This window comes from Embleya sp. NPDC055664, assembly GCF_053618075.1.
In genome coordinates this window covers 290350-309063 of record NZ_JBSHGZ010000007.1, presented here as the reverse complement: position 1 = coordinate 309063, position 18714 = coordinate 290350, and the positions used below count along the sequence as shown (strand labels likewise).

The 18714-nt window shown below is 67.3% G+C and carries 17 protein-coding genes and 1 tRNA gene; 7 read left to right on the top strand and 11 right to left on the bottom strand.

From position 1 onward, the window contains the following. Nucleotides 1–52: 52 nt before the first annotated feature. On the bottom strand, nt 53–718 hold the full coding sequence (locus tag ACWGR4_RS15730; RefSeq protein ID WP_380003412.1) for a nucleoside/nucleotide kinase family protein: 666 nt from the start codon (nt 716–718) through the stop codon (nt 53–55). A gap of 165 nt (nt 719–883) precedes the next feature. Between ACWGR4_RS15730 and clpB the strand changes: the two genes are divergently transcribed. The 4 genes from clpB to ACWGR4_RS15710 all read left to right on the top strand — a co-directional run bounded on the left by clpB (nt 884) and on the right by ACWGR4_RS15710 (nt 8066). Continuing rightward, nucleotides 884–3502 carry an ATP-dependent chaperone ClpB gene (gene clpB, locus ACWGR4_RS15725; protein ID WP_452131086.1) on the top strand — a complete coding sequence of 873 codons (2619 nt, stop codon included), beginning with the start codon at nt 884–886 and terminating at the stop codon, nt 3500–3502. A 372-nt stretch (nt 3503–3874) separates the two neighbouring features. Then, nucleotides 3875–6103 carry a (Fe-S)-binding protein gene (locus tag ACWGR4_RS15720; protein WP_380003410.1) on the top strand — a complete coding sequence of 743 codons (2229 nt, stop codon included), beginning with the start codon at nt 3875–3877 and terminating at the stop codon, nt 6101–6103. A gap of 412 nt (nt 6104–6515) precedes the next feature. Further along, complete coding sequence (locus ACWGR4_RS15715) at nt 6516–7181, top strand: Yip1 family protein (protein WP_452131085.1); 666 nt, start codon at nt 6516–6518, stop codon at nt 7179–7181. 282 nt (nt 7182–7463) lie between these two features. After that, a complete protein-coding gene (locus tag ACWGR4_RS15710; protein WP_126636613.1) occupies nt 7464–8066 on the top strand; it encodes a bifunctional DNA primase/polymerase in 603 nt (200 codons plus the stop codon). 33 nt (nt 8067–8099) lie between these two features. On the opposite strand, the gene ACWGR4_RS15705 is transcribed toward ACWGR4_RS15710, so the two are convergent. After that, on the bottom strand, nt 8100–8597 hold the full coding sequence (locus tag ACWGR4_RS15705; protein WP_078976193.1) for a phosphoribosyltransferase: 498 nt from the start codon (nt 8595–8597) through the stop codon (nt 8100–8102). Between the two features lie 137 nt (nt 8598–8734). Next, nucleotides 8735–9316 (bottom strand): dCTP deaminase, encoded by a 582-nt coding sequence (gene dcd / locus ACWGR4_RS15700; protein WP_020557430.1) that lies wholly within the window; start codon nt 9314–9316, stop codon nt 8735–8737. Between the two features lie 127 nt (nt 9317–9443). On the opposite strand from dcd, the gene ACWGR4_RS15695 reads away from it, so the two are divergent. Beyond that, nucleotides 9444–9514 (top strand) — tRNA-Gly (locus ACWGR4_RS15695). A gap of 65 nt (nt 9515–9579) precedes the next feature. Here ACWGR4_RS15695 and ACWGR4_RS15690 read toward each other — a convergent pair. From ACWGR4_RS15690 to ACWGR4_RS15670, 5 genes are all read right to left on the bottom strand, one after another. Continuing rightward, on the bottom strand, nt 9580–10734 hold the full coding sequence (locus ACWGR4_RS15690; RefSeq protein ID WP_452131084.1) for a tyrosine-type recombinase/integrase: 1155 nt from the start codon (nt 10732–10734) through the stop codon (nt 9580–9582). Further along, nucleotides 10734–10949 carry a helix-turn-helix domain-containing protein gene (locus ACWGR4_RS15685; protein WP_395799007.1) on the bottom strand — a complete coding sequence of 72 codons (216 nt, stop codon included), beginning with the start codon at nt 10947–10949 and terminating at the stop codon, nt 10734–10736. Before ACWGR4_RS15685 ends, ACWGR4_RS15690 begins: the two co-directional genes overlap by 1 nt. A gap of 212 nt (nt 10950–11161) precedes the next feature. Continuing rightward, on the bottom strand, nt 11162–11467 hold the full coding sequence (locus ACWGR4_RS15680; protein ID WP_452131083.1) for a hypothetical protein: 306 nt from the start codon (nt 11465–11467) through the stop codon (nt 11162–11164). Between the two features lie 15 nt (nt 11468–11482). Further along, nucleotides 11483–11725: a hypothetical protein gene (locus ACWGR4_RS15675; RefSeq protein WP_452131082.1), complete on the bottom strand. Its 243-nt coding sequence runs from the start codon at nt 11723–11725 to the stop codon at nt 11483–11485. Then, the gene (locus tag ACWGR4_RS15670) at nt 11718–12248 is read right to left on the bottom strand and encodes a hypothetical protein (RefSeq protein ID WP_452131081.1); all 531 of its coding nucleotides are present in this window, start codon (nt 12246–12248) and stop codon (nt 11718–11720) included. The genes ACWGR4_RS15675 and ACWGR4_RS15670 overlap by 8 nt, the downstream gene beginning before the upstream one ends. Nucleotides 12249–12423: 175 nt before the next feature. Here ACWGR4_RS15670 and ACWGR4_RS15665 point away from each other — a divergent pair, with 175 nt between their 5' ends. Then, complete coding sequence (locus tag ACWGR4_RS15665; protein WP_452131080.1) at nt 12424–13803, top strand: hypothetical protein; 1380 nt, start codon at nt 12424–12426, stop codon at nt 13801–13803. A 7-nt stretch (nt 13804–13810) separates the two neighbouring features. Here ACWGR4_RS15665 and ACWGR4_RS15660 read toward each other — a convergent pair whose 3' ends face one another. After that, entirely contained in the window at nt 13811–14668 is an 858-nt protein-coding gene (locus ACWGR4_RS15660; RefSeq protein ID WP_452131079.1) for a phosphotransferase, read from the bottom strand. Nucleotides 14669–14953: 285 nt separating this feature from the next. Then, entirely contained in the window at nt 14954–16348 is a 1395-nt protein-coding gene (locus ACWGR4_RS15655; RefSeq protein WP_452131078.1) for a hypothetical protein, read from the bottom strand. A gap of 743 nt (nt 16349–17091) precedes the next feature. On the opposite strand from ACWGR4_RS15655, the gene ACWGR4_RS15650 reads away from it, so the two are divergent. Then, nucleotides 17092–17484: a GIY-YIG nuclease family protein gene (locus tag ACWGR4_RS15650; RefSeq protein ID WP_452131077.1), complete on the top strand. Its 393-nt coding sequence runs from the start codon at nt 17092–17094 to the stop codon at nt 17482–17484. 537 nt (nt 17485–18021) lie between these two features. On the opposite strand, the gene ACWGR4_RS15645 is transcribed toward ACWGR4_RS15650, so the two are convergent. After that, nucleotides 18022–18573 (bottom strand): YceI family protein, encoded by a 552-nt coding sequence (locus ACWGR4_RS15645; RefSeq protein WP_452131593.1) that lies wholly within the window; start codon nt 18571–18573, stop codon nt 18022–18024. Nucleotides 18574–18714 lie beyond the last annotated feature (141 nt).

Sequence of the window (18714 nt, the reverse complement as noted above, 5' to 3'; positions counted from 1 at the left end):
ATGAGGACCGGCAGGCCGGCCGCGTCGACCCACGCCGACGAGCGCCGTGGGCTCACCACACCACCGTCACCACTCGTGCGCAGCGCGACTTCGAGCGTTTGACGAGTTCGCCGTTGGGGCGGTCGCTGCCCGCGACCCAGGCCATCGCCTCGCCGGGGCTGCGCCCGCCCCGGCGTTGGCGCCTGGTCAGCCGCTCGTCGCGAACCCGGTCCGAGGCGTGTACGTACCAGACCTCGGTCATCAGGCAGTAGGCGTCGGCCCAGCCGGGCGCGTCCAGCGCCAGGTAGTTGCCCTCGGTCACCACGATCCGCGTCCCGGGCCGCACCACGTGCCGCGCGGCCACCGGCTCGTGCAACGTCCGGTCGTAATCGGGCACGTACACGTCCCGATCCACCTCCCGCACCACCCGCGCCAGCGTGGTCGCGTAGCCCCACACGTCGAACGTGTCCACCGCGCCCTTACGATGCAGCCGCCCGATCCGCTTGAGCTGCACGTTCGAGAGGTGGAAGCCGTCGAGCGGCACGTAGGCGGCGGTACCGGACCCGACCCGCTGCTCGATCGCGCGCACCAGCCGACCGGCGAGCGTGGACTTCCCGGCTCCCGGCGGACCGGCGAGACCGAGCACGACCCGATCGGCCCCGGGCGCCGCCGGAATGAGCCGTACCGCCTCATCCGCGAGCGCGTCGAGTGTTTCGAGAGCACCGGACACATCTGGCATGTCCGCAGTGTAAGCATCCCGGGCAAGGCATGGTTGAGTGGAATAGACTCAACTTAGTTGTGGTTGCGATAGTCAACGAACCGTTCGGGTGCGGTACACGCGCGGCACGGACGGGATGATGGCCGTGACAGCGCGTGCCCGAAGCGAAGGAGACGCACACCTCACATGGATGCACAGAAGCTCACCACCAAGGCCCAAGAGGCCCTTTCGGTCGCCATCCGCAAGGCTGCCGCGGCGGGACACCCCCAGGTGGAGCCCGCGCATCTGCTGCTCGCCCTGCTCGAACAGCCCGAGGGGATCGCCGTCCCGCTGCTCGGCGCCGCCGGTGTGGATGTGCCGCTGCTGAAGGTCGCGGTCGCCCAGATCGCGGATCGTATGCCGAGTGCGTCCGGCTCGACCGTGGCCGCTCCGCAGCTCGCCCGGGAGACGATGCTCGCGCTGGACGAGGCGGAGAAGCAGGCCGACAAGCTCGGCGACGCGTTCGTTTCCACCGAGCATGTCCTGGTCGGCCTCGCCTCCGGCCGCTCCGGCGCGGTCGCCGAGGCGCTGCGCGAGGCCGGGGCCACCCCGCAGGCACTGCTCGACTCCTTCAAGGCGGTGCGCGGCAGCACGCGGGTCACCTCGCAGGACCCGGAGAGCACCTACCAGGCCCTGGAGAAGTACGGCCGCGACCTGACCGAGGAGGCCCGAAACGGCAAGCTCGACCCGGTCATCGGCCGCGACTCGGAGATCCGCCGGGTGGTCCAGGTGTTGTCACGGCGGACCAAGAACAACCCGGTACTGATCGGTGAACCCGGCGTCGGCAAGACCGCCGTCGTGGAGGGCCTGGCCCGGCGGATCGTGGCCGGCGACGTACCCGAGTCGCTGCGCGACAAGCGGCTGATCGCGCTCGACCTGGGCGCGATGGTCGCGGGCGCGAAGTATCGCGGCGAGTTCGAGGAGCGGCTGAAGGCCGTCCTGAACGAGATCAAGTCCAGCGACGGCCAGGTCGTCACCTTCATCGACGAACTGCACACCGTGGTCGGCGCGGGCGCCACCGGCGACGGCTCGATGGACGCGGGCAACATGCTCAAGCCGATGCTCGCGCGCGGCGAGTTGCGCCTGGTCGGCGCGACCACGCTGGACGAGTACCGCAAGCACATCGAGAAGGACCCGGCCCTCGAGCGCCGGTTCCAGCAGGTGTTCGTGGGCGAGCCCAGCGTCGAGGACACGATCGCGATCCTGCGCGGGCTCAAGAGCCGCTACGAGGCGCACCACAAGGTGCAGATCGCCGACTCCGCGCTGGTGGCCGCGGCCACCCTGTCCGACCGCTACATCACCGCGCGCTTTTTGCCCGACAAGGCGATCGACCTGGTCGACGAGGCAGCGTCGCGGCTGCGGATGGAGATCGACTCCTCCCCCGTCGAGATCGACGAATTGCAGCGCTCGGTGGACCGGCTGCGGATGGAGGAGATGGCGCTCGCCAAGGAGACCGACGCGGCCAGCCGGGACCGGCTGGAGCGGCTGCGCAAGGACCTGGCCGACAAGCAGGAGCAGCTCAGCGGGCTGACCGCGCGCTGGCAGCAGGAGAAGGCCGGGCTGAACCGGGTCGGCGAGCTGAAGGAGCGCCTCGACGCGGCGCGCGGTGAGGCGGAGCGGGCCCAGCGCGACGGGGACTTCGAGACGGCGTCGAAGCTGATGTACGGGCAGATCCCGACCCTGGAGCGCGAGCTGGCCGAGGCCGCGGCGACCGAGGGCGATCGGGGCACCGACGGCACGGCGATGGTCAAGGAGGAGGTCGGCCCGGACGACGTGGCCGACGTGGTCTCGTCCTGGACCGGCATCCCGGCGGGGCGGCTGCTCGAGGGCGAGCGCGGCAAGCTGCTGCGGATGGAGGACGAGCTGGGCCGGCGGCTGATCGGGCAGCAGGCGGCGGTGACGACGGTGTCCGACGCGGTCCGCCGGGCCCGGTCCGGCATCGCCGACCCGGACCGCCCGACCGGCTCGTTCCTGTTCCTGGGCCCGACCGGCGTGGGCAAGACCGAGCTGGCCAAGTCGCTGGCCGACTTCCTCTTCGACGACGAGCGCGCGATGGTGCGCATCGACATGTCGGAGTACGCGGAGAAGCACTCGGTCGCGCGCCTGGTCGGCGCGCCGCCCGGCTACGTGGGCTACGAGGAGGGCGGCCAGCTGACCGAGGCGGTGCGCCGGCGGCCGTACTCGGTGGTGCTGCTCGACGAGGTGGAGAAGGCGCACCCCGAGGTCTTCGACGTACTGCTCCAGGTGCTCGACGACGGGCGGTTGACCGACGGCCAGGGCCGCACGGTGGACTTCCGCAACGTGGTGCTGATCCTGACCTCGAACCTGGGATCGCAGTATCTGGTGGATCCCATGCTCTCGCCGGAGCGGCAGCGCGAGATGGTGATGGAGGTGGTCCGCAATTCGTTCAAGCCGGAGTTCCTGAACCGGCTCGACGACATCGTGCTCTTCGACGCGCTCGGCACGAACGAGTTGGCGCACATCGTCGGCCTCCAGGTGGATCGGCTCGGCGCCCGGCTCAAGGACCGGCGGATCACCCTGACGGTGACCGACGCGGCGCGCGATTGGCTCGCGCTGACCGGCTACGACCCGGCGTACGGCGCCCGGCCGCTGCGCCGACTGATCCAGACCGCGATCGGCGACAAGCTCGCGCGCGCCCTGTTGGCGGGCGAGGTGGGCGACGGCGACACGGTTTTGGTCGATCTCGACGAAGCCGGCGACACGCTGGTCGTGCAACCTCGGAAGCAGGCCGTCAAGACACTGTGATCGGCCGCCTCGGCGGTCGGTGGACGCGGGCGAAACACACGGCGCCGGGACCTCTTGCGGGTCCCGGCGCCGTGGCATGGCAGCATGCATGTGTACAGATCTGACGGTGCGTCACACAACTGGCGAGCCGGATGGATCGGTGCGCCGCGTTCGGATCGGCTCGGGAGCCGGTCCGGAGTGGAGTGTGGGGTCCGACAAGATCGTCCGGCGTGGGATAAAGCGGGCAAAACCTGCGAAGCCGATAGCGTCCGGCGTGACAGATATCATCGACGCAGTGGTTAAGTTACCAGTGGGTAAGATGCCCGCACGGCCGTACGCTGTCGGCCGATACACGCCCCGGAAGGGACGTCCCACCGGAGGAGCCGAACGCCCATGCAGCTCGCAGCGATCGTGATCTCGCTGTTCATCAGCGTGATCGGGTTCGCCCTACTCGGGCGCACCGCCGCATACATCTACTCGTTCGTCAAACTCGGACAGCCCGTCCGCGGCCGGACCAATGCGGCCGGCAAGCGTCTGGGCACGATGCTGACCGAGACCGTCGGGCACACCCGGATGCTCCGTTGGGGCATCGTCGGCGCCGCGCACTGGTTCGTCATGGTCGGCTTCGGCGCGCTCATCCTGACCCTGGTCAACGCGTACGGGCAGCTCTTTACGCCCGAGTTCGCGCTGTGGGGGCTCGGCCACTGGGACCCGTTCGAGGTCTTCACCGAGTTCATGGGCCTGATGACCGTGCTCGGCATCCTGGTGCTGATCGTGATCCGCCAGCTCAGCCACCCGCGACGTGCGGGCCGCAAGAGCCGGTTCGGCGGGTCCAACTTCGGCCAGGCGTACTTCGTCGAGTTCGTGGTCGGTTCGGTCGGCGTGTGCATCATGCTGCTGCGCGGGCTGGAGGGCGCGCTCGCGGGGGTGGACTCGTACGAGCCCGGCTACTGGGTCAGCTACCCGCTGGTCTCCGCGTTCGGCGGCCTCTCCGAGAACTCGCTGGAGAACCTGGTCTACCTGGTCGCCACGATCAAGATCGTCATCTCGATGACGTGGGCGATCACCATCGGCCTCACCCCCACCATGGGTGTCGCCTGGCACCGGTTCCTGGCGTTCTTCAACATCTACTTCAAGCGCAACGCCGACGGCACGGTCGCGCTGGGCGCGCTGCAGCCGATGACCTCCGGCGGCGAGCCGATCGACTTCGAGGACCCCGCCGACGACGCGGTGTTCGGCGTCAGTCAGGTCGAGCACTTCTCCTGGAAGGGCCTGCTCGACTTCTCCACCTGCACCGAATGCGGTCGGTGCCAGTCGCAGTGCCCCGCGTGGAACACCGGCAAGCCGCTGTCCCCGAAGCTGCTGATCATGTCGCTGCGCGAACACGCCTACGCCAAGGCGCCGTACCTGCTCGCGGGCGGCGGCAAGGACGAAGAGGGCAACGAGAAGGCCACGCCCGAGCAGCTGGCCAAGGTCCCGGCGGCGGCGCTGGCCGAGGCCGAGCGGCCGCTGATCGGCACCGCGGAGGAGAACGGGGTCATCGACCCCGACGTGTTGTGGTCGTGCACCACGTGCGGCGCGTGCGTCGAGCAGTGCCCGGTCGACATCGAGCACGTGGACCACATCGTCGACATGCGCCGCTACCAGGTGCTGATCGAGAGCGCGTTCCCGTCGGAGGCGGCGACGATGCTCAAGGGCCTGGAGAACAAGGGCAACCCGTGGGGCGTGGCCACCAAGGCCCGGCTCGACTGGGTCAAGGAGCTGAAGAAGACCACCGGCATCGAGGTCCCGATCGTCGGGCAGGACATCGAGCCCGCCGAGCTGGAGTACCTGTACTGGGTCGGCTGCGCGGGCGCGCTGGCGGACGGTCCGAAGAAGACCACCAAGGCGTTCGCCGAGCTGCTCGACATCGCGGGCGTCAAGTACGGGATCCTCGGCAAGGAGGAATCCTGCACGGGCGACTCGGCGCGCCGGCTCGGCTCCGAGGTGGTCTTCCAGATGCTCGCGGCGCAGAACGTCGAGACGCTGAACGCGGCCCTCGAGGACGCGCCGAAGAAGCGCATCGTCACCACCTGCCCGCACTGCTTCAACACGCTGGCGAACGAATACCCGCAGCTGGACGGGCACTTCGAGGTCATTCACCACACCCAGCTGCTCCAGCACCTGATCGACGAGGGCCGGCTGCTGCCGGTCGGGCCGGTCGACGGCCTGGTGACGTACCACGACCCGTGCTACCTCGGTCGGCACAACAAGGTCTACACGCCCCCGCGCGAGATCATCGCGAGGGTGCCGGGCCTGCGGAACGAGGAGATGCACCGGCACAAGGAGCGCGGCTTCTGCTGCGGCGCCGGCGGTGCGCGCATGTGGATGGAGGAGCGCATCGGCAAGCGCATCAACAACGAACGCATGGACGAGGCGCTCTCGCTCAAGCCGGACATCGTCTCCACCGCGTGCCCGTTCTGCCTGGTGATGTTCACCGACTCGATCAACGCCAAGAAGCAGGCGGGCGAGGCGAAGGAGGAGCTGCAGGTGGTCGACGTGGCGCAGCTGCTGCTCCAGTCGGTCAAGCTGCCGGAGCCGCCGGCCGAGGAGGGGGTCCTGGAGGACGCGGGGGCCAAGTAGCTATTTCGGGGCGCGCTTCGGCGCGCTCGGTGTGCGGCGAGCGCCGTCGGTTCCCTCGGGGCCGGCGGCGTTCGGTTTTGTGCCCGAATTACCACCGTCCCGCGACGACGGAGGGGGGTGTGGTGCCGGTACCGTCAGGGGTGTGACTGGCAATGGACCCTACGACCCGTACCGGCAACAGCCCCCGCCTGCCGGCCAGGGTTACCCACCACCTCAGTACGGCGGGGCTTACGGCGATGGGTACGGGGGGCAGCAGGGGCAGCCTGGGTACGGGCAGCCTGGGCAGCAGGGGCAGCCCGGGTACGGGCAGCCGGGGCAGCAGGGGTATGGGCAGCCGGTTCCGCCGCCTCCGCCGCCGTCGCCGCAGGGTGGGCAGGGCGGGTCGGGGGACTCGGGTTATGGGCCGCTGTCGTTGCCCGACGAGACGAGTCTGTACATCTACGGCGCGCCGCCGGAGGAGTACACGACGGTGACGCCGTCGGTGCCGCCTCCGCAGCCGCAGCAGTACCAGCCGCCGCCGTACGGTGGGCCGCCGAGGTACCTGCACTGGAAAGAGGTGCTGAGCGGCCTCGTGTTGCGGCCGCTGCGGACCATGAACGAGGCGCGCGACCAGGCCGTGTGGTGGCCGGCGCTGATCATGTCCGCGCTCGGCGGTGTGCTCGCGGTGCTGGCCAACGACGCGTCGCGCAAGGAGATCGTGCACTCGACGCTGAGCACGAGCGTGCCGGCGCTGGGCATCGTCGTGGTCATGGTGCCGGCGTTCTGCGCGCTGCTCGGCCTGGTCTCACACGCCCTGGCCACCCAGTTCGGCGGCAACGGCTCGCCGACGCCGTTCATCACGCTGTCGATGATCGTGGTCTGGATCGCGGACGCGCCGCGCCTGGTGGTCGCGATGTTCGCGCCGGACAAGAACTCGATCGTGACCGGCGTCGGGCTGCTCTCGTTCGTGCTGACGGCGTGGATGTTGACGACGTTGATGATGCGTGTGCACGAGCTGGCGTGGCCGCGTGCGCTCGGGTGTGTGGCGGTCGAGTTGATTGCGCTGTTGTTGGTGTTGAAGCTGCCGTTGACGTCGTGACGTCGTGACGTCGGGGGGGGTCGGGGGCGTCGGGGGCGTCGTCGCTTCGTTGCTTCGCGACCTCGTGAACCGGGTTCGGGGCGGGTGCGGGGGCTGACGCCTGGTCAGGCCGGCGGCGAAGCGTGCCGGCAGTGGACCAAGCGGACCGCAAGCGGCACGGTCGAGCCGCGTTGCGGATCTGTTCGGGGGCCGTTTCGGGCGGTGTACTCGTAGGAGTACCGGGAGTACACCTGCCGGACCACGACACTTCGTCGTGGTCCGGTCGCGAGGAACGGAACGGACATGCTTGTGCGGCAACGCACCCGGGCTGCGCTCCAGGCCGCCGCCCTCTTCTACGTCGTGGATCGGGGTTGGCCCGTGCTGCCCGGTGCCTACGTCGAGGACGGCCGATGTTCATGCGGCGACACCGAATGCCCCGACCCGGGGGCGCACCCCGCCGCCGAACCGGGGTTGACCCGGGCCACCCGGTCGACGGACGACGTGTGGGAGTGGTGGAGCGGCAAGCCGTACACCGTCCTGCTGGCGAGCGGGCTGGAGTTCGACGTGCTGGACGCGCCGGCGCAGGTCGGCTACGCGGCGATCCGCCAGTTGGAGGTGGTCGGATTGCCGCTGGGGCCGGTGTTGCAGCTGCCGGGCGAGCGGTTGTTGTTCCTGGTCGATCCGGGCGCGCGCAACCTGTACTGGTACACGGTGGACCACAACGACACGGCCCGGTTCGACGTCCGGCACCACGCGGTCGGCCACTTCGTACCGGCACCGCCCTCGTCCACGGCGTGCGGGGGGCGGACCCGGTGGGCGGTGCCGCCGGACCCGATCGAGCGGGGGCTGCCGGGGGCGGTGGACGTGCTCGGGGCGTTGATGCGGTTCAGCACGCAGGCGCGGTGACGCGGGCGGAAGTCGTCCCGCACCGCTCGTCGCTCAGGCGTCGAGGATCTGGCCCTGGCGGGTGACCACGGGCGGCTCGACGGACCACGGGAAGTTGATCCAGTCGTCGGTGTGCTTCCACACGTATTCGCACTTCACCAGCGACTGCGGCTTCTCGTACACCACGGCGCAGCGCACCTCGGCCACGTTGCCCTCGCAGAAGTCGCGGACCAGGAGCAGCGTCTTGCCGGTGTCGGCGACGTCGTCCGCGATGAGCACCTTCTTGTTCGAGAAGTCCACCACGTCGGGCACCGGCGCGAGCATGACCGGCATGTCCAGCGTGGTGCCGATCCCCGTGTAGAACTCGACGTTGACCAGGTGCAGGTTCTTGACGTCCAGCGCGTACGCGAGCGCGCCGGCCGCGAACACGCCGCCGCGGGCGATCGACAGGATGATGTCGGGCTCGTACCCGTCCGCCGCGACCTGCATGGCCAGCTCGCGCGTGGCCTGGCCGAAGAGCGGCCAGGTGAGGTTTTCGCGCACGTCACTCATGTCCGGGGATGCCTATCTTCTGTTCGGGGGCGTCGGTCGCGGGGGTGCGGGCCGGAGTCGGGACCGGAGTCGAGGTCGGGATCGGGGTCGGATCGTCCTTGACGGTCGTCCCGGGCCACCCTCGCTCCCTTCCCCTCCTAATCGCGGACGTTCGTGCGGTGGAAGTCCTTGAACGACCGTGAGGGGGTCGGCCCGCGCTGTCCCTGATAGCGCGACCCGTACACGGAGGACCCATACGGGAACTCGGCCGGCGACGACAGCCGGAACATGCACAGTTGGCCGATCTTCATCCCCGGCCACAACTTGATCGGCAGGGTCGCGACGTTGGACAACTCCAGCGTCACATGCCCGGAGAAGCCCGGGTCGATGAACCCGGCGGTCGAGTGCGTCAGCAACCCGAGCCGCCCCAACGAACTCTTCCCCTCCAGCCGCGACGCGACATCGTCCGGCAGGGACACGACCTCGTAGGTCGAACCGAGCGCGAACTCGCCCGGGTGCAGAATGAACGGTTCGCCCTCCGGCGGCTCGATCATCCGCGTGAGGTCGGGCTGCTCGACGGCGGGGTCGATGTGCGGGTACTTGTGGTTCTCGAAGACCCGAAAGAACCGGTCGAGTCGAACGTCCACACTCGACGGCTGAACCATGGCCGGCTCGTAGGGATCGATCCGAACCCGACCGCAGTCGATCTCCGCGCGAATGTCCTTGTCCGATAGAAGCACGGGCAAAGCGTAATCGCAGCCACCCGGATCCACCCAAACGCTCCCGCACCCACCGCCGGAACGATGCTGCGACCACACGCGGCCATCCGGTAGAGTGACGGTGCAGCGCTCCAAGGAGCCCTGTGTTGCGGGCGTAGTTTAATGGTAGAACATGAGCTTCCCAAGCTTAGAACGCGAGTTCGATTCTCGTCGCCCGCTCATTTAATGAAGGCCCAGGTCACGGACATGATCCGAGACCTGGGCCTTCGTCGTTTCCGGGGCTCCTACGCCTCGCGTGCCAGATCCGTGCCAGATTGGCGATGATCTTGGGGCCGAGACTTCTTGATCCGCTTCGCGATCGAGTCCGCGATGGCTTGGTCCCGGCCGGCGCGGGCGTGCTGGTAGATCAGGGCCGCGCGGGAGGTCGACTGGCCCATGCGATCCATCAGCTCCCGGAGCGTGGCGCCGGTCTCGGCGGCGAGGACGTTCCCGGTGTGGCGCAGGTCGTGGAAGTGGAGATCGGTCACGCCGAGGTGCCGGGTCCCGCATCGCCACACCCGGGTGAAGTTGCACCGGCGGAGAGCGGCGCCCTTCGGGCCGACGAAGAGCAAGCCGTCGTCCTCCTTCTCGGCGAACCACTCCACGTGCCGACGGAGATCAAGCAGGATCGGCGCGGGGATGGTGACGGTTCGCTTGCCGGCGGCCGACTTCGGCGGACCGGTGACGCGCTTGCCGTTGCTCATCTCGATGGCGGAGACGTCGATGCGGATGGTGCCGGCGTCGAGGTCTACGTGATCGCGCCGGAGGGCAGCGAGTTCGCCCCAGCGCAGCGAGCCGAAGGCGGCGAGGAGGACGAGGGCCCGGTAGCGAGGGCCGACACCGTCCGCGAGCGTGAAGACCTGTTCGAGGGTGAGGATCGGGCGTTCCGGAGCTTTCTCGTCGCCGCCGCCCTTGATGCGGCAGGGGTTGCGGCGGATCAGGCCGTCGTCCACGGCGGTGTTCATGATCGCGCGCATGAGTCGGTACGACTTGGCGGTGGTCGACAGGCCAAGGCCGCCTTCCAGGCGCATGGCACGCCAGCGGCGCACGTCGGCCTCCTTGATCGCCGGGATGGCTGCGTCGCCGAACGTGGGCTTGAGGTGGAGACGAAGCAGAATGCTGTACAGCTCGCGCGTGCGCGGGCGGAGGTTCGGCCGCTCCTTGATCCAGGCCGTGGCGTAGGTGCCGAAGACCATGTCACCGCGTGGGTCGATCCAGTCGCCGCGGCGCATCTCCGACTCGGTGTCGGTCAGCCACTCTTCGGCGGCCGTCTTGGTGGCGAAGGTCTTGTCAGCCGTCCGCAGTTGGCCGTCCGGCCCGGGGTATCGCGCCTGCCACTTCTTGGACGGAAGTTGGCGGACCGCCCCGAAACGACGGCGCCGTCCCTTGCTGTTGGCCATCAGGCTGCCTTTCCGCATGTCCGGCTGGGCTCGACAAGTCCAGCGCGAATGAAGGCGTCGACCGCGTCCTGTGGAATTCGAACGTGGCGGCCGATCCGAATGAAGGTGATGCGTCGCTCTGCGATGAGGCGACGGACGAAGCGCTCGCCGACGTTGAGCCGGTCGGCGGCTTGGGGGACGGTCAGGAGCCGTCCGGGAGTGCTCTTCTCGCTCACGGGAGCAAGTCCCCTCGCAGGTCTGGACTGGTCAGGTCGCGTCCTGTTGGGCCCGTCTGCGTGGGGACCTCGGCTGGTTGTCTCGACACCGTTGGGCGTTTGGTCGGTGCGAGCCGGCCTGTGGCGGCCGTTGCCGAATATCGGTCGGGTGGTGCGGTGGTCCGGCCGGGTGCGCGGGGAGCGCGCTACGCACCCGACCGGGGTATGTGAGGTCAGGCCGCTTCGTCGTGCGCGGCGAGGTGATCCAGTTCGGCACAGAGGCCGTTGGCGAGGAGCGTGGCCAGGCGGTGGACTGCGTCGGCAGGGACGGGGCCGAGGTTGACCAGGCCGTCACCGTGGACGTTCACTTCCGCCTTGAGTGCTCCGAAACCGATGTTCAGGTCAGCTGTTGTGAGGCGTGTGGCGAGTTCGGTCGTGGCGTTGTTCGCCTTGCTCCAGCCACGAACGTAGGGGATGCCGGCGTGCAGAACCTCGGCATGTGGCGCGCAGGTTCGCGCGTTGTCGGCGGCAGGACGCATGGCGATACCTCCTTGTCAGGTGGGGTTCTTCTCGGCTGCGGCGAGAAGTTCGGCGAGCCGGGTGGCGGCTTCCGGTGTGGTGCGGCCGAGTTCGACGAACCCGTGGCCGAAGGCGTTGACGTCGGCCCGGAGATAGGGGAAGTGCTCGGCGAGGCTGGCGGCGATCAGAACATCCCGCAGAGCGGCGACGGCGGTTCGCGCTTCGTACCAAGCCGTGGTGTCGATGGGCGACCAGGAAGCCGCGTCCGGATCACTCATCGCCCGTGCCCTCGGCTGCGGCAGTCAGGTTGCGCAGCGCGATGAGGAGATGGACGGTGAGCACCGCGACCGCGTCGCGATCGAGGGTGGATTCCTCCGTGGGCTTGCTGAGCCACTGGTAGCGATCTCCGGCTTCGGCATCTCGGCCGGGGACCACCAGATACCCGCCTGTCGAGAGGTAGCGGTACGGCACATCCCCTCGCAGAACCGTCAACGCGCCCGCGAAGAAGGGCTCCCCGACCGGCGCGATGAGGAAGGCGACCTTCCGCGCCTGGTGGTCGATGACGGACGGCGGGGCCAGGGAACCGAGACGCCGATACCAGTCGACCGCTTCGATGCCCAGCCGGTCCGCCACGATGACCGCGTCCACGACGTGGCCGGTCGCCCACAGCCGAGGCGCCCGGGGGTGTCCGGTCCCGGCAGAGGTGCCAAGGGCTGCGAGCAGCCAGCCACCGGCGGATTCACTCGCCTGATGAAGCGTCATGTTCATCTCCCGAAGCCCGCCGGTCGTTCCGCCGGGCATCACCACGATGCGACGGCGGCACCGGTCCGAGGCAGACGGCAAGGGATGACAAGGGGTGACACGGCGTGTCACCTAAGCGCGCGTCAGCAAGATCAACTCACTGCGATTCTTTGACGACGCTTCGTGTGCGCGAGCATGATGGCTTGATCTGGCTCCGCTTCCGGGGAGGCAATTCGTGGTGTCGACCACCACGCCGTATCAAGCCGATCTCCTACGCGCGGCCCGAACTCACCTCGGCTGGAAGAAGCCCCGTCTCGTCTACGCCCTCCGCCAGGCCGCCGCGCAGGAGGGTCGCTCTCTCCCGACCGACACATCACTCCTGCGAAGCATCGCCCGCTGGGAGAACGGCCAGACCTACCCCGCCGACTACGTCGAGCTGCTGGTGAAGGTCTACGGCCAGCCGGCACACCGACTCGGGTTGGGCAACGCCCCGGCCGCTCCGGAGACCCCGGGCACGGTCTACCCCAGCACTCCCACGGACGGCATCGAAGCACTTGCAGCGCTGTGGCGTGCCGATCTCGCGCCTGGTAACGACATGCAAGCGCTGACCCCGGACCCGACCGCCTGGAACGCGGCGCCGCTCGCGTGGCTCGTTTCCGGGCAGCAAGAGCAGTTGCCGAATTCACGAACCCGCACCCAGATCGGGATGTCAGACGTCGAAGCCGTCCGTGCAACGGTCGACGTTTACGCCGACTTGGACAACCGCTTCGGGGGAGGGCACGGCCGCCGAGCATTGATCCAATACCTGGACAGCGATGTCGCCGAATTGCTGACCGCGCGCAGCACAGAGCCCGTGGGCCGCGCCCTGTTCGGCACGGTCGCCGAAGCCACGCTCCTCGCCGGGTGGATGAGCTACGACAGCGGGCACCACGGCTTGGCCCAGCGCTACTTCATCCAGGCCCTCCGCCTGGCCCAGGCCGCCGCAGATCGCCGTCTCGCAGGAAGCGTCCTCTCCGCGATGAGCCATCAGGCCACCTACCTCGGCCGCTTCACCGAGGCAGCCAACTTGGCCCGCGCCGCCCAGCTCGGTACAACAGGCCACGCAACGCCGACCCTGACCGCGCAGTTCCTCGCGATGGAGGCCCGAGCACTCTCCCGCGTCGGCGACCACGCCGGATGCAACACGGCCTTGACCCGGGCAACGACGATCTTCGAACGCACCAACCCGGGTGAAGACCCGGAGTGGATCGGCTACTTCGACCAGGCGGAGCTGTCCGCCGAGCTGGGCCACTGCTTCCGCGACATGCACCAGGCCCAGCAAGCCACCACATACGCGGAACTGTGTCTCGGCGGCACGGACGGCCGCTACGTCCGCAGCGACTTCTTCGCGACCATGGTCCTGGCGGAAGCCCACCTGACGGCCGGAGAACCCGAACTCGCCTGCCGCAGCGCCCTCACAGCACTGAAACTCGGGCGGCAGCTCAAGTCCGCCCGATGTATGACGTATCTGTCGGAATTCCGCACGAAGTTGGCGGGGTTCGCAACCTCAGCTCCCGTTGCCGAATTCCTGGAGGAGGCCGAGGGCCACCGCCTGTGGCAGCAGACCACGAGTTGATCCGGCCTCAGAACGGCTTCCACCCGTGCCGGTCGGCACCGGACCGCAGGTCCGACATGCGCCGCTCGACCTCCGCCGTCACCGCAGCGTCGCCAGCCATGTTCTGCGTCAGCCACACAGTCATCATCAACTCACGCATGTCGGCCAGCACCGGATAGCCGTACCAGTTCATGACGTCGAACCCGTACGCGTGCACGAACGCCTCGTACTCGGCCCGGGTGTGCCACCCGTACCGCTCGTAGTACATCGCAGTCAGCACCATGTCCCACTCACGCGGCCCGAGCGCGAAGCCGTCCAGGTCGATCAGCACCGCCCGCCCGGCATCGTCGAGAAGCGCGTTCCCAACGTTCGCGTCCCCGTGTACGAGCCCAAACGGAAGCACGAACTCCAGAGCGTCATACCGCTTCCGAAGCTCCTCCGCCCGCTGCCGAAGAAACCCACGGTCCTCATCGCCCAACGCCACCGCGGCGTCGATCCGCCCCCAGGTCGCCGCCAACGGCTCCAGATGCGGCAGCCCCAGCGACTCCGGCTCCTCCAACCAGTGCAACCGCCGCAGCAGCTCCGCCAACGCGACCACACCCGCGAACCGCTCCTTCTCGGCAACAAGCTCCCAGAAGGTCACCACCCGCCCATCAACCACGAGCGGCTGCCGTATCCGCGACATGACCCGCACCGCCGGGAACCCCACCTCGGCAAGCCACCGAGCAGCAGCCACGATCCGCTCATGCTCATCGATTCGGTCCGCCGACCGAGCCACCCGCACGACAACCGGATCGCCCAACCGAAAAACAGCGTTCTCCCCAAGCCGCAGCAGAGACGCCCCCTCGGCACTCAGCCCGGCCACAGCACATGCCGAGCCCAACACCTCCCGAGCATGCTCCGCAGTGAACGCCCCACCGGCCCCAGACACCCCGCCATCCGCCATACCGCGAAGCTACCCGCATCCCGTGCCCTGTCGACCCGCCAACAGCACCCAATCGACCATTGCCGAATTTGGCTCTACTGGATCAAGAGCGCCGCGCTTTGCGCACCGCTCGCGTGGGTTGGTGGGGCCGCACCGGGCGTGCGGCGTGGACGCCGGTCCCGGCGCGGCCCCACCAACCCACGCCTCAAGGGCGTGACACCAGCCAACTAGCTCAACTGATGCAAATCAGCTGTCGACATCTGAACTCATTGCATTAGAAGCATTTTGAGACATGGGCCATTCCCGGATTCCCCAACGCAAGTCTTCGACGAGCGCGTCAAATTCCTTATCCGTACTCAGAGAGAACACGCTCTCGGCCTCCAGAAGGCGCCATGTCGCCCACGTAATTGAATCCTGCATACTTCTCAAGAATCCACTTTCATCGATTTCTTTCGCCTCGCCCCCATGGGCAATTTTGCTTCGGGCGTTGTAATTTTCCTGATAATCCTTAGCACGTCCGGCGCGTTTAGTAGGATCAGATTCCAAGAGCGCGTATCTTTCTTTCATGGCGCGCCCAGGAAGCCCGCCCGTTGATCCGATCAGGGAATCTAGAGCAACCCCAGCAGCAAGTGTGGCGTCATCCGTCGCCGCAGCCCAGTAGCTATCAGCAAACCATCTGGCAGCCACTTGGACCCTGCGCCTGATTGCCGTGTCGCCAGATAGGGATCTCTCAATTGCCTCCCGCAGTACTGGATCTTGCAGAATTTCCTTTAGCGGGATCGGGTCTTCACCCAGCCATTCCACGACCGAAAATGGTCCAATAGCACTCAGAACCAGAGGTTTGGAGTAAAGTTCATGGGCATCACCCGAAGTTCTTAGGCTTTCCGCAAGGGCGGCACGATCCAACGAGATTCCCCGAACTCCCGGCCTATTAGTACTACCACGCAACGACCACAATTGCCGCTCCTGTTTGTCAGTAACCAGCAAGATCGAAAGATCGATCAAAAGCTCCAAGGTACGGCTTGCTTGCGCTCTCGCCAATGACGACTGCCCCGGCACCAAGACGGCAAAGCCAACTGCCGGGCTTCTGTAATCTAGCGCACGGATGTAATCTGCTACATTCACATTTCCGCTGGCTGCCCTACCTCCCAATTGCGAAACAGCTACACCAAACTCGTCCCCCAGAAGGCCGATCACCGCTCTCTTACCTACTCGAAGAGGTTCCCCTTCCCAATTAAGATTCGATACTGGAAATACCACCAGCGACGGCTTGGAGTCCATAATCAAACGAACTTTGGCAGCAATATTGGCTTCCGTAGCGTCGATGGTGGAAATGAAAGCAATGAGGGAACCCACTATGCTCCAGAGTTCCTCACGGTCCCAGCGGTCTCGAACTCGTTGCTGCTTGATAAGCAGTTCGTACACTTCCTCAAGTTTTTCGACCCCCTCCCTAGATAGACATACGGGACCGCCGGGGGATGATAGCGCTGCTCCCGCAGACCTGCGGTAGGCCTCTGCCGACCATCCGTAGTCCCAAGGCTGTGCATCGGGCGCCGGTTCTGCCTCGGCCGCAGCCGCTGCAACCAATTGAGTAACTTGCTCAAGAAGTCGATCCATACGATCCATCTTGACAGCAGGCACCTTCCGAGTCTTCCTGTTTGATACGTGGAAACGAAATCACGAGGAGGAGTCCGCTGACTGCTGTACATCGTCTCGTATCACGAGTTCGCAGCTGCGCTGCGAGCCGGCTGGGGGCCGGCGACGCGACCTTTGGCCGCGACCGGGGCGCGCTCGTTGCGTAGGACACCCGTTGGTGCTGGGCTTTCGGGGGTCGGGCCGCGGTTGCCGAGCAGCTGGGTTGTTGGTCGGGTTGCGTGACCCGCGCGCATAAACCACGGCATGCCACCCGGTCCCCGGCATGCCGTGGACCGGGTGCGTGGGTTGGGTTTTGGGGGCAGCCGACTGGTTGTGCAGCATGCGTGTAATGATCTTGGAATTGGGTGGGCCTCGGCGCGGTTCACGTGCTGGTCAGGGCGCGGTTTTGGGAATGGGCTCACACCCGCTCCGGAGCCGGTTGTGCTTCGTCGGTCCCGGCGCTGAGTGGGCGGAGCCCCAGGCACTTGAGCACTTGCCGCTTGGCGAGCGTCGGGACTTGCAATAGAAGCGTAGGCATCGTCGTTCTCTTCGCGTAGCGTGCGACGATGCCGGTCTCTCAGCCCCAGGAAGCATCCGTTCACGCCGCTGCTCTCGTCAGTCCGGATCACCTTTGGTCAGCATCCGAGATCCTGGTGCGCCCCAGCCCGGTTCCGTCCACCTCGGGTGTCTACGGGTGGCATTTCGAGACGTCTCCAGATCCGGCTCTGTCCTCGGGACGGATGCTCTACGTGGGCATCGCCCCGCGGCACATGGCCAATCGGACGAGCGCTCAGAACTTGCGCAAGAGAGTGCGCTACCACTTCCGCGGCAACGCGGCGGGCTCCACGCTGCGGCTCACCTTGGGCTGCCTTCTTGGCTTGGAACTGCGACGAGTTGGCAGCGGGAAACGCTTCACCTTCGGCAAGACCGGAGAGAGCACGCTCAGCACGTGGATGGCTGAGCACGCCCGTGTGTGCTGGCTGGAACACCCGGAGCCGTGGGCTCTGGAATCCAGCCTCATCGACCAGCTCGATCTGCCCCTCAATCTCGACCAGAACCGACACAATAGCTTCCACGCACGACTCTCGGAGCTACGTGCCCAGGCACGTCAGCGAGCGCGCGACCTGCCCATCTGCGAGTAGCGGCGCAAGCCCTGAAGGAGCACGGGACTACCAGCGCTCACGGAGCAATCCGCCAAGCACGCCGACGCGCTCCCACGGGGTTACGGCGTGCGACAGCTTGAACAGACTTGCGTTCAGAGCGGATTGTCGTGCCAGATGCGTGCCAGAACAGGCGGAGACTCCCGGTCGTCACGGGGTATTGGCAGTCAATCGAGCCGTGGGTGCCAGCCGGGACACTGGCTGGTCACAGGGCATTCCCGTATGCCGAGGGAACGGCGCTTCCCAAGCTTAGAACGCGAGTTCGATTCTCGTCGCCCGCTCGTGTAGCGAAGGCCCAGGTCACGGACAGGATCCGTGACCTGGGCCTTCGTCGTTTGCGGATCCGCTACATCGGGCCGCGTCCTTCGGCGGTGGATGTTGTGTGGTTCGCCGGCATCAGGCGTGGGGTGGGGCTTTGGGCCGGGACGGGGTGCAGGCCCGGGGTGCGGGTGGCGTGTCGTCCCGGCGGTGTTGTGTGTTGTGGCGCTGCCGGATGGGTGTGTCGGTTGGGAGGGCGGGTCAGGGCTGCTTGATGGCGGAGATGTCGAACTCCAGGACGACCTTGTCGCCTACGAGGACGCCGCCGCCTTCCAGGGCCGCGTTCCATTTCACGCCGAATTCCTTGCGGGAGATGGTCACGGATCCCTCCAGGCCGACGCGGAGGTTGCCGTAGGGGTCGACCGCGTTGCCCGTGTACTCGAAGTCGATGGTCAGGGGGCGGGTGACGTCCTTGACGGTGAGGTCGCCGGTGACGCGGTACTCGGCGTCGGAGTTCGCCTCGATGGAAGTGGTCCGGAAGGTGATGTCGGGGAAGTTGGGGATGTCGAGAAAGTCGTTGGTGCGCAGGTGCTGGTCGCGCTGTTCGACGCCGGTGTGGATGCTTTCGGCCTTGATGACCAACTGTGCGCTGGACTTGGTCGGGTCGCTGCCGTCCAGGTGGGCGGTGCCCTCGAAATCGCTGAACGAACCGCGGACCTTGGTCACCATGGCATGGCGGGCGACGAAGCCGATCCGGGTGTGGGCGGGGTCGAGGACGTAGTCCCCGGTGAGCTCGGGGAGGGTGGCGGTCATGGTGAGCGGATCTCCCTGGGTCGGTCGGGATCCCGGCGGCGATTCGCCGGGATTGTCTCCTGACCCACGCTAGGCGTGATGGGCGCCTGGGCCGCCCGGACGCGCGGGGAGTGCACCTCGAATGATGACCACGGGCCGCCG

What these genes read in the sequence shown, in the direction of transcription:
- clpB (WP_452131086.1), top strand. Translation starts at nt 884, where the DNA reads ATGGATGCACAGAAGCTCACCACCAAGGCCCAAGAGGCCCTTTCGGTC.
- ACWGR4_RS15680 (WP_452131083.1), bottom strand. Translation starts at nt 11,467, where the DNA reads ATGCGTCCTGCCGCCGACAACGCGCGAACCTGCGCGCCACATGCCGAG.
- ACWGR4_RS15730 (WP_380003412.1), bottom strand. Translation starts at nt 718, where the DNA reads ATGCCAGATGTGTCCGGTGCTCTCGAAACACTCGACGCGCTCGCGGAT.
- ACWGR4_RS15705 (WP_078976193.1), bottom strand. Translation starts at nt 8,597, where the DNA reads ATGAGTGACGTGCGCGAAAACCTCACCTGGCCGCTCTTCGGCCAGGCC.
- ACWGR4_RS15675 (WP_452131082.1), bottom strand. Translation starts at nt 11,725, where the DNA reads ATGAGTGATCCGGACGCGGCTTCCTGGTCGCCCATCGACACCACGGCT.
- ACWGR4_RS15710 (WP_126636613.1), top strand. Translation starts at nt 7,464, where the DNA reads ATGCTTGTGCGGCAACGCACCCGGGCTGCGCTCCAGGCCGCCGCCCTC.
- ACWGR4_RS15645 (WP_452131593.1), bottom strand. Translation starts at nt 18,573, where the DNA reads ATGACCGCCACCCTCCCCGAGCTCACCGGGGACTACGTCCTCGACCCC.
- ACWGR4_RS15670 (WP_452131081.1), bottom strand. Translation starts at nt 12,248, where the DNA reads ATGCCCGGCGGAACGACCGGCGGGCTTCGGGAGATGAACATGACGCTT.
- ACWGR4_RS15690 (WP_452131084.1), bottom strand. Translation starts at nt 10,734, where the DNA reads ATGGCCAACAGCAAGGGACGGCGCCGTCGTTTCGGGGCGGTCCGCCAA.
- ACWGR4_RS15720 (WP_380003410.1), top strand. Translation starts at nt 3,875, where the DNA reads ATGCAGCTCGCAGCGATCGTGATCTCGCTGTTCATCAGCGTGATCGGG.